The sequence below is a fragment of the Candidatus Cyanaurora vandensis genome (assembly GCF_013285555.1).
Taxonomy (GTDB): Bacteria; Cyanobacteriota; Cyanobacteriia; order Gloeobacterales; family Anthocerotibacteraceae; genus Cyanaurora; species Cyanaurora vandensis.
Genome location: NZ_JAAXLT010000194.1, coordinates 1 through 10222 on the forward strand (window position 1 = coordinate 1; position 10222 = coordinate 10222).

Here is a 10222-nt window from a genome sequence, read left to right on the forward strand (position 1 = left end):
CGCAAGCGTCTTGGTTACGCAAAGAGCAAGGCGATGTGGAAGTTATCTTTACGGTTGGTAGTGCATTACCTAAAAACAGGGGAAATCCCACTTCTCCCCACTTTCATTAGCTGCTTGTGCAACGCCGTTTTAGGAGGCTGAGGGCGAGACCACCGGGGCGTTGAGACTATGACAGATGAATCAAGGCTCCCGAGTCGGCAGAACGATAACAAGCTTCGGTAAAGGCGACGGCGTGGGCTGCTTGCTGGGCCGGGGCGAGGTTGGGTCCACCCCTGAGGGCTTGGACAAAGGCTGCTGCCGGAGTGAGGTCAGAGAACTGGGTGGTTAGGGCCGTGATAGTTCCCTTTTGCTGGACCTGTACTTCCGTCATATCCCAACTCGACCAAGTACTTGTCAATAAACCCTGGTCCCCCAACACCGTCAACTGCCGTTGCGATTTCCCGGCAACCCCGGCCCCAGCGGTCAAACTAACCAGGACCCCATTGGCAAGTCGTGCCTGGGCGGTCACAAAACAATCCACCGCCAAACCCGCCCGCTCCGTCAAGGCCATCACCGTCACCGCTGGCGCACCCCCGAGCCACAAAGCCAGATCCACCCAATGACTGCCGATGTCCGCAAACATCCCGCCGCCCATCTGTTCTGGCTGTCTGCGCCAATACTGGTCCAGACTGCCGTCCCCCATCAAGCCCTCGGGCACCCCGGAAGCCCGCAACATCGCGGTCATGGCTGGGGGCACCCGCTCAGCCTCCCAGAACCAGCGGTAGTTGTCCGAAAAAACTAAATTTACTTGCCGCACTTGCCCAATCAGACCCTGGGCCAAGGCTTGCTGGACGGTTCTGAATAACCCCAAACAACGGGCATTGTAGCCCACCATCAACAGTTGCCCCGCCTGTTCAGCCGCACTGACCATCCGTTGACTATCGCTAGAGGTCAAAGCCAAGGGTTTCTCAACTAAAACTGGCAAGCCTTGGGCTAAAGCCGCCAAAGTCGGTTCCATGTGGGCATGGTGGGCGGTACTGACAATCACGCCATCTAAGGGTTGGGCCAAAAGTTCGCGCCAGTCCGTGTAAGCCTGGGGAACCCCGAGGGCCTGTTGCGCCACGGCTAGCCGTACGGGATCGCGGCGGGAAATGGCAACTACTTCGGCCCCCGCTTGACGTAACGCGGGTACATGAACGGCAGTTGCCCACCAACCAATCCCAATCACCCCTAGGCGGAGTTTAGCCATGCTCCACCAACCGCGCAAATCGCTTCAAGTCCGCGAGCAGGTTCTCATCCAGCCAATGACCCAAGCCCACTTGTTGGATAAACGCCCCGACCAGTCCCCCCGGAGCCGCCACCGCCACCGTCAAGCGCAACCGACAACCCGCCGCCACCGGAAAGAACTCAATCTGACCCCGGTTAGCCAGTCCCGCCACGGATTCCCAAGCCACCAAGCGCAGGGGGATCTTGCGGGTAATCCGGGCGGTCCACTCGACGAAGAGCGGCTCTCGACCAAACCGCCATTGGGAATAGCCTAGACGTACTGGGTCAAGGCTCACTCGGTCCACGTACTGCATCCACTGGGGTAAATTTTTGAGGTCGGCCCAGAGTTCATAGACTTTTGCTACCGGAGCCGCCACGACGAGTTCCACGGTACGTTCTAGCATCAAGTCCGCCAGACCAAATGCCCGTGGTAATAACCCGTCAGTTCACCGTCTTGACTAACCTTGATTGCATAGCCGTAGCGCGAGGACAGACGGGCGGTCTTGGTGCGGGCACCCTCGGAAGTATCACTAAAAAGCAGTTCGTCGGCGGGATTTTTGAGGATGGCCCCGAAGCTCAACAGATGCCCTTCTCGGTCCAGAACCACCGCCCCGTCTAAGTTAGCGAGATTTGCCAATAACGCTGGACTCATCTGGGGGACCGGGATATTAGCGACCAGCGAATGTAAAAGAGTTTTCGGGTAGGTCGGGTCCGGGCCACCGCCGCGCAGGTCATCCTTCTGCATCAACAGTTGGTGACGTTTCTCCGGGTCATCCAGGACCAAGAGGATCGCGCCGTGACGACTTGCTGCGAGGTCCACGGCAGTTTGAAAGAGAATCGGAGCCAACAGGGTCCCGACATGGGCGACCAGATGCTTATATTTAGTTCCCAGGTCCAAGAGCCGCCAGCCCTGATGCCGCAACTCAAAGGCCCACTCCCCTTGCCAGAAGATCTGCACCGAACCCTGGGCCGTCAACAATAAAAGAATACTGCCGGATTTCTTGGTGGCAATTGCGTGTTTGGCGTGCATGGTCGGGTAGAGCGGCGGCGTATCAGCCGTGGCGGACCAATCCTGTTGGCTGAAATCCAACAACTCCACCAAGTTTCCCCGCTGATCGGTGAGATAAACGAGATTTTGACCGTCACTGAGCCGCTGAAAAACTTTGGATTCCAAAAGATGCGCCGAGAAACTCCCGGCTGGGGGTTTGCCTTGACAGCGTTGCGGGTCAATCAGGACCCCGACTTGTAAGGGCTGGTTCTCAAAAGTCGCCCGTACTAACTGCCGCATCACTTCGAGAATTTGTACCAACCAACCGGGCTGGTAGTTCACGGGTTGACCGGGCGTGGACTGCAAAAAGGCCGACAGGGTATGGTCTCCCGGTGCGAGTAAATAGGAAAATGGGTCCGCCGCCCCGGTCCCCCAAGCTTCAAGAGCCACATCCATACAGACGTGCATAGCAACCGTAGCGCGAATCAGATGGCGTTCATAAAAACTAAAGGGTCCCGCTGGCTCACGAGTCAACCAGAAATAACGTTCAAAAAGCCGATGATAAAAAAGTGTCCCCTCCTCCAAGGAATTAAATTCCTGGTGCAACGTGCTGGGGTCCACCAACATTTCCTGGGCGTGATGCTCAGTTAATAACTGGACTCTAGCCCCCGCCATCAAGAGGGGCACCCGTTCGACAAACCGCTCCGCCACCCGTTGCCGGACCAAGGAACGAATTGTGGCGTATTGCGCGGGTAGCTCTTGCACCGTTCACCCCTGACCACCCCTCTAGCTTACCAAGGTCAACGGTTGAATTCTGTCAATAGGCCCAAGACATGCTCATAGAGTCGCTGGAACCCGCCCTGGGACATGCCATCGGTGACACTCTTAAGCGTTTCTGCAAACGCCTCCTCCCCCAGTTGCCCCCGCAGGACTACCAACAGCCCGCCCGCCTGCCGCCAGCGTGGTGATTGCAGCCGATGGAGTAACAGGAGAGCTTGGACTCCTTCTTGGACCGCCAGTTTCGTTTTCTGTAGCGACTTCTGAGCCTCCGCCAAGGCCAAAAAGACCTGCCCCAACACGGCGAGATCCTGAGTCCGTACACAGAGGTCACGGGCTTCCATCAGCATTGTCACTGCCTCACTGTGGCGTTCCGTCGCCTCATAGACCAGCCCCAGTCCCAACAAACCCAAACTCTCCGCTGGGGTCTCTCCTAAGTCCCGTGCCAATCCCAGCCCCCGGTTCAGGTAATCAATCGCTTCGGGATGACGGTACAGAGCCGCCAGGGTGTGACCTAGGGCGACGAGGGTATGAGACTCCCCCACCCGATGCCCGACCGTGCGCGTCAAGACTAGGGCTTTTTCCTGGAGGACCAGGGCTTCGCGGGGTGAACCACGCTCAACTAAGGCCCAGCCGCTATTGACATAACAGGCCGCTTCAGTTTGAGTCTGGGCATGGCGTTGGGCTAGGGCAGTCGCGATTTCAAAAAACTGGGCGGCTTCCTGGGGACGACCTTGATAACGCAGGGCACAGCCGAGCAAGTTATAAATTTTCGCCATCTCCGGGATGTCCTCGACTTCGTGGAGGGGTTCACGGAGATGGACCACAGCCTCACCCAAGGCCGCCCCACTCAGACTGACCAAAAGCGGGCCGTAGAGCGGGAAATAGGGCCTTTGAGCAAATTCCTTGAGGACCTGCAACCCGACTTGATAGCTCACTTCCATCAACGGTGATTCTAGATTTGCCAGCTCAAAGCCCAACTCTGCCCATACCCCGAGGAAGGTCATGTAGGTCGCATTGGCGAGCCGGTCCCCCTCCCGCCCAGACATGATGCGCTGCTCAAATAGGTCCAGCAGCGTAAATTCGGCGTAACGCAGGACCAACGCGAACTCCAGCCAGAGCGGTTCATCCAGTAACTTGAGGTTCGCCCCCAAAAATTCGCGCAGGCTCCCCTGGCCCACCGCCCCCAGAAACGCCTTGAGAGGTGGATGGCTGAGTTTACGGCCCCAAGCGAGCCACGGCCCCTCACTCTGTCCAAAACTAATCCGGGGCTGCTGAGGTTCGTAGGCCCAGTCTAAAATTGCCTGATTGACCTCAGCACAGCCCTGGACCCCCAGCCTACAGCCATTGATCAAACTATCGAGTCTTTGAAATTTAGCGGGTTCAGTATCAATATTGCGCTCCCGTAAAAACTGCAAAAACTCCACGACTCGCTGGGGCTTACTGAAATCGAAGTTGGTGTAGACCTTCTCTAGGGGGTCTAGGGCCGCCACAAGTTTTGCAAGCTCGGTCCCCAGCGGGGCACGGACTAACTGGGTCGCTAACAAGTCCAGCACGTTATCGCGTTGGCTATGGCGCAATTTTTCCCAGGTCTGCCAAATCTTATCTAAGGTGGTCTGCCGGGGTAACTTTTTTTTCGCCAGGGTCCGCTCGGTTGGGTCTATTTCCCCGCGCACAAACTGCCCGAGGTAATCCTCAAAGCCCGCCGCATCCTGGGCCAAGGGTTCACTCAAAATCCGTTCAATCGCCTCGGGAGACATGGCGGCAGCGCATTCATAAACGAGAGCTTTGTAGTCTGAGCGCGTCATGCGTTCTTCTTGGATGAAATAATAGAGGCTGCCTATCAATGGTAGCTAGACAGCCTCTATCTCTGATTATTTATGTTGAATTAATTAGGCATCGGGGAAGAGCTTAATTGAATCACCCTCTTGCAGCGTAACCACCGCCCGTTTGTAGGTGGGTTTGACCCCAGCGAAACGGCCTACTTTTTTGCGCTTGAGCGGGGGGTTGTAGGTATTGACCTTGACCACCTTGACCCCGAAAAGACTGGTGATGGCCTGACCGATTTCGGTTTTGTTGGTCTTGGGATGGACTTCAAAGAGGTACTTGCCCTCTTCGAGCATCTTGATTGCTTTTTCGGTAAGCAGAGGGCGACGGATTACATCCGCGTACTGGTGGCGGGTATCATCACGCATGGAAGACCTCCTCTAGGAGCATTGGGGGCTTGGGCTGAAAAATCTCATGGACCAAGGCCACCGCTGGGGCTGTCATGATGATCTGGTCGGCGTGGAGTAGATCGTGGACATTGAGGTTCTGGGCCGTGATGATCCGCAGATAGGGGACATTCCGACCGGAGCGGTAGGGGGTATCTTGCTTGGATTCCAGGATGAGGAGGACTTTTTCACCGGGAGCCACACCCCAACGTTTGAGGGCTAGGACCAGTTCTTTGGTCTTGGGTTGTTCGAGTTGTTGGATGAAATCCTCCACCACGATGATGTCACCCGCTCGCTCCTGGAGAATGGTCCGCAGGGCTAGACGACGCTCCTTGCGGTTCATGGCGAGGTCATAGTCACGGGGTTTGGGACCAAAAATAACCCCACCACCCCGGCGCAAAGGCGTCCGCATCGAACCCATCCGGGCGCGGCCCGTCCCCTTTTGTTTGTAGGGCTTCTTGCCCCCGCCCCGGACCTCAGCCTTGGTCAGGGTGGAATGGGTCCCCTGACGGCGGTTGTTGAGTTGCCGCTTGAGGGCGAGCCAGACCACGTGGCCTTTGCTCTCGGGCCGCGCCGTTTGGAGACTGAATTCAACTTCGGTGGGGGTCGCCTCGCCCGCCCAATTCTTGACCACACTCGCTGTCATTGTCCGCATCCTTGAATAACTTATTTACCGCCTACCAGATTTGTCGGGGTGATCCGCAGCAGGTTCCCCTCACAGCCAGGGAGTGCCCCTTTAATGATGATGAACTTGCGCTCTGCATCCACCCGCACCACGGTCAACTTCAGCACTGTCACCTGTTTGTTGCCCATCCGTCCCGGCATCCGCACCCCTGGAAAAACCCGGCCTGGGGTCGTCCCGGCCCCAATGGAGCCCGGTGCGCGGTAGTTCTTAGAACCGTGAGATTTGGGACCACGCCCGAAGTGGTGGCGTTTGACGGTACCGGCAAAACCTTTACCGATACTCAGCCCCCGCACATCTACTTTTTGACCGGCCATAAAAAGGTCAGGACTGACCTCCTCGCCAACATTCATCGTCGGCGGCGCGTCGAGACGAAATTCCTGGAGGTGGCGCAGGGGCACAATTTCATGTTTTTTGAGGTGGCCCAGTTCTGGCTGGGTCAAAGCCTTCTCGCTGACGTTGCCAAACCCGACTTGGATCGCGTTGTAGCCGTCTTTGTCCTGGGTTTTCACCTGGGTGACGATACACGGCCCGCACTCGACTACCGTGACGGGGATCGCTTCTCCGCTTTCACTAAAAATTTGGGTCATCCCCAACTTCCGGCCTAATAACCCCAACGCCACAGCCGTTACTCCATGGTTGCACGGACCCGAAGGTCACAAAGATCTAACATAGGCTAATTTTGCAGCTCTGTCTAGGATTTTTTAAGATACCTAGTGGCAAATTCTGATGAGTAAGGTAAGGTAGGCCATGGATCTTGCCAGCCCACCCTTGAAACCATTGCTCCACAAAAGTCTAGGATTTTTGGTCCTCCTGCTTACTCTGACCGGATGTGTCAATTATCGGCTCGGGCTGGAATTGGGCTGGGATGGCAGTGGGACGATTATTCAGCAGCTCCAAGTGGACCCGTTTTTGGCTAGTCTGGCTCGCGCCAATATTGCCGACCTCAAAGAACAAGTCCAGGAACGGGCGGCGCGGGCTGGGGGTTACCTGGACCGCCAAGAGGACCCCCGTATCCTCCAGGTAGTTATTCCTTTTCGAGAACTCCAGCAGGTCGAGGGGAAACTGGGTCAATTCTTTGGCGATACGGCCCAATCAAGCGCGGGTTCATCCTCCACAGTCCGCAGCACAATCCAGTCTTTTCAGCTAGAGGAACAGAATTTTTTCGTCGTGAAACTTTACAAATTAAATGGGGTTTTGGACCTTACTAACCTTGCGCGGCTCCCCCTGAGCAACGGTGCCCTGACCTTCCAAGCCGATGGTTTGATTAATTGTGAACTAGCGATTACCCTACCCTTCGCCGCGCTCTCCACCAATGCCACCCGCACCACGGGCAATACCCTCATCTGGGTTATCCAACCCGACGCGCCCAACCCGCTCAGTCTGAGCTTTTTGTTACCCAATATCCCTGGTTTGATGGTCCTTTGTGTCTTGGCACTCGGGGCGGTCCTGGTGCTGGGTCTACGTCGCTAGAGTAAACTTGAGCGATGCGCGGAGTGGGTTTGATGCTGTCTATACCCAGGTTAGAGATTCAAGATTTCCCAGTTGCCCAGACCTATCGTCAAGATGTGGTCACAGGCCTGAGCAGTATCCCTAAGTTCCTACAACCCAAGTATTTTTATGATGAAACGGGTTCGCGCTTGTTTGAGGCGATTTGTGAGCTACCCGAGTATTATCCCACCCGGACCGAGGCGTTAATCTTGCAAACAGCGGCGGTCCCGATTTTTCAGACCACGGGACCCTGCGAGTTGGTGGAGTTGGGTTCGGGGAGTGCCACTAAGACGACCTATTTACTGGATGCGTTGGTCCAATTGCAGTATCCCTTGGTCTATGTGCCCGTGGATGTCAGTCCGACGATCCTGCAAAGTAGTGCGGAGCGACTTTTAGCGGATTATCCCCAATTGATAGTGCGGGGCGTGGTTGCAGATTATGAGGGGGTCTGGGCACGTTTACCCCGCTTTGAGTCGCGACGGCTCTTGGTGTTTTTGGGGAGTACTTTAGGAAATTTCTCCCAAGCAGAATGTGAGACTTTCTTAGCCAAGATTGCTGACTCCCTCCAACCGCAGGATTATTTTTTGTTGGGGGTTGACCTGCGGAAGGCGGTCCCGCTCTTGGAAGCAGCCTATAACGATAGTCAAGGTGTGACAGCGGCCTTCAATTTGAACCTGTTGGCGCGGTTGAACCGGGATTTTGATGGGAACTTTGACCTGACACAATTTGAACACTGGGCTTTTTATAACAAGCAACTACACCAGATTGAGATGCATTTACGAAGTCTGTGTCCGCAGAGTGTCTATCTAAGTAAGTTGGATCTAACCGTGGAATTTGCGGCTGGGGAGACGATCCACACCGAGTCTTCCCGTAAGTTTGATCTAACGGAGCTAGGGGGGTTATTGACGGAGCTAGGACTACCCACTGTCAAGGTTTGGCAGGACCCCCAGGGTTGGTTTGGTCTGTTACTCTGTCGGCGTACTTGACCGTAATCACCTATAGTCCGTCATTCACCCTGGTCCCGACCCAGGAATGTTTTAATCGTTGTACCTACTGTAATTTCCGCCGGGACCGGGGGGCCGCTTGGCTTTCGGTTGCTGAGGCACGGACCATCTTGTTGCCCTTACAGCACCAGGGTATTGTCGAAATCCTGATTCTCTCTGGTGAAGTCCACCCCCAGGACCCGCGCCGCCCCCAGTGGTTCCAAATGCTCTATGACCTAGGCGCTTTGGCGTTAGAACTGGGCTTCTTGCCCCACACCAACTGCGGGATTTTGACTTATGACGAGATGCAGAGCCTCAAAACTGTAAATGCCAGTCTGGGTTTGATGCTAGAGAATATTGCCCCCCTCCCGGTCCACCGTCTCGCCCCCAGCAAAATTCCCCAATTGCGCCTAGAACAACTGGTTTGGGCAGGTGAATTAAAGATTGCTTTCACGACTGGTTTGCTATTAGGCATTGGCGAGACCCAGACCGAGCGCGTCCAGTCCCTAGAGGCCATCGCCACGATCCAACAGCAGTACGGACACATCCAAGAAGTCATTCTCCAGCCCCACCGCCGGGGCACCCAGCAAACCTTCAGCGGCACCGAGATTACCCCCGCCGAACTCCAAGCACTCGTCCTAGTGGCCCGTGAAATTCTCGGCCCCACCATCGCCCTCCAGGTCCCGCCCAACCTAGTTACAGACCTAGCCGGACTCTTACAGACTGGCGTGACGGACTTAGGCGGGATTAGCCCCATGGATGTGGTCAACCCCGACTATGAACAACCCGACCTAGCCCATCTCCAGAGCCAGTTGCAGTCCTGGGGCTGGCAACTCCAACCCCGCCTCCCGGTCTATCCGCACCTCTGGTCTACGGTTAGTTCCCTAGTAGCGGCGGTCCTATATCGGGTGCTCCAGGGTAATAAAATTACCTAAAAAATCTATTACGGCCCGTTGTGCTTCCGGTTGCGGACTGTAAGCATAAAGGCGTTCCTGGGTGGGCGGGAGGTCCTGGAGTAGGTAGGGATTGCCATAGCTCAGGACAATACACCGGGCAGACGTGGTAGTGAGGTAGGTCTGTAAATTGGGCGGGAGCCGGGTACAGGAGCGGTAAGGCCCGGTGGTCAACATCAGGTGGACAAAAACTACTCCCGCACTGGGGTAGTGATTAACCGGACTCGCTGGGGTCAGCACCGTGGGTTTCAAATCCAGCAGTGGACCCGTGGGGGCTTCACCTTCAGGGAGGACGAGCACATGGACCCACTCAGACTGGGCGGGTAAGGGTTGGAGACCCACGGCTTGCAAACTCTGGGCAAAAAGCCGCTGGGCACCGTGGCGATGGTCCGCCCAGGCAACGGGTTGGGGGGGGCGCAGACTGGTTTTGAGTCGGTGAATCTTCTGGAGCGAGTGGGCGATCCGTGCCGGAGTGATTGCTCCCGTCGCCACGGCAGTCTCTAATGCACGATGGACCGTAGCGAGGTCTGGGGGCATCAGCAGAATATCCGCCCCCGCCTGAAAAGCCAACAACGCCGCCTCTGCCGGACTATAACGGTCAGTAATCGCCTGCATTGTCAGAGCATCGGTCACGACCACCCCCTGAAACCCCCACTGGGTCTGGAGTAGGTCCGTCACGATGGGTCTAGAAAGACTCGCGGGGCAGCCCATCGGGTCCAACGCCGGGACCTGGAGGTGGGCCACCATCGCCGTCTCGACCCCCGCCCTAATCAGAGCCTGAAACGGAGGCCAGTGGTCTCGGGCTAGCACGGTCTTGGGGGTGGAGAGGACGGGTAATTCTAGATGAGAATCGCGGTCCACGTCGCCATGACCAGGAATATGTTTGACAC

Annotated in this window: 11 protein-coding genes; 3 read left to right on the forward strand and 8 right to left on the reverse strand. The window is 56.4% G+C overall.

What is annotated here, in order from left to right; all coding sequences use genetic code 11:
- Positions 1–166: 166 nt before the first annotated feature.
- The 7 genes from HFM78_RS13845 to rplC form a co-directional block, all read right to left on the reverse strand.
- Positions 167–1228 (reverse strand): Gfo/Idh/MocA family protein, encoded by a 1062-nt coding sequence (locus HFM78_RS13845; protein WP_287130040.1) that lies wholly within the window; start codon positions 1226–1228, stop codon positions 167–169.
- The gene (locus tag HFM78_RS13850) at positions 1221–1649 is read right to left on the reverse strand and encodes an SRPBCC family protein (protein WP_287130041.1); all 429 of its coding nucleotides are present in this window, start codon (positions 1647–1649) and stop codon (positions 1221–1223) included. Before HFM78_RS13850 ends, HFM78_RS13845 begins: the two co-directional genes overlap by 8 nt.
- Positions 1649–2998, reverse strand: a complete 1350-nt coding sequence (locus tag HFM78_RS13855) for a hypothetical protein (protein WP_287130042.1) — start codon at positions 2996–2998, stop codon at positions 1649–1651. Before HFM78_RS13855 ends, HFM78_RS13850 begins: the two co-directional genes overlap by 1 nt.
- 35 nt (positions 2999–3033) lie before the next feature.
- Positions 3034–4818, reverse strand: coding sequence for a tetratricopeptide repeat protein (locus HFM78_RS13860; protein WP_287130043.1), 1785 nt, complete (start codon positions 4816–4818; stop codon positions 3034–3036).
- An 84-nt stretch (positions 4819–4902) separates the two neighbouring features.
- On the reverse strand, positions 4903–5205 hold the full coding sequence (locus tag HFM78_RS13865; protein WP_287130044.1) for a 50S ribosomal protein L23: 303 nt from the start codon (positions 5203–5205) through the stop codon (positions 4903–4905).
- Complete coding sequence (gene rplD / locus HFM78_RS13870; protein ID WP_287131279.1) at positions 5198–5869, reverse strand: 50S ribosomal protein L4; 672 nt, start codon at positions 5867–5869, stop codon at positions 5198–5200. Before rplD ends, HFM78_RS13865 begins: the two co-directional genes overlap by 8 nt.
- A gap of 20 nt (positions 5870–5889) precedes the next feature.
- Positions 5890–6528 carry a 50S ribosomal protein L3 gene (gene rplC, locus HFM78_RS13875; RefSeq protein ID WP_287130046.1) on the reverse strand — a complete coding sequence of 213 codons (639 nt, stop codon included), beginning with the start codon at positions 6526–6528 and terminating at the stop codon, positions 5890–5892.
- A gap of 148 nt (positions 6529–6676) precedes the next feature.
- On the opposite strand from rplC, the gene HFM78_RS13880 reads away from it, so the two are divergent.
- Genes HFM78_RS13880 through cofG form a run of 3 tightly spaced genes read left to right on the forward strand, consistent with a single transcriptional unit; the run spans position 6677 to position 9314 of the window.
- Positions 6677–7378 (forward strand): DUF3153 domain-containing protein, encoded by a 702-nt coding sequence (locus HFM78_RS13880; RefSeq protein WP_287130047.1) that lies wholly within the window; start codon positions 6677–6679, stop codon positions 7376–7378.
- A gap of 14 nt (positions 7379–7392) precedes the next feature.
- On the forward strand, positions 7393–8382 hold the full coding sequence (gene egtD, locus HFM78_RS13885) for an L-histidine N(alpha)-methyltransferase (RefSeq protein ID WP_287130048.1): 990 nt from the start codon (positions 7393–7395) through the stop codon (positions 8380–8382).
- Positions 8349–9314 (forward strand): 7,8-didemethyl-8-hydroxy-5-deazariboflavin synthase subunit CofG, encoded by a 966-nt coding sequence (gene cofG / locus HFM78_RS13890; protein WP_287130049.1) that lies wholly within the window; start codon positions 8349–8351, stop codon positions 9312–9314. The genes egtD and cofG overlap by 34 nt, the downstream gene beginning before the upstream one ends.
- Here cofG and HFM78_RS13895 read toward each other — a convergent pair.
- Positions 9279–10222: glycoside hydrolase family 3 N-terminal domain-containing protein (locus HFM78_RS13895; protein ID WP_287130050.1), on the reverse strand; the 944-nt coding region annotated here is incomplete at its 5' end. The genes cofG and HFM78_RS13895 overlap by 36 nt on opposite strands.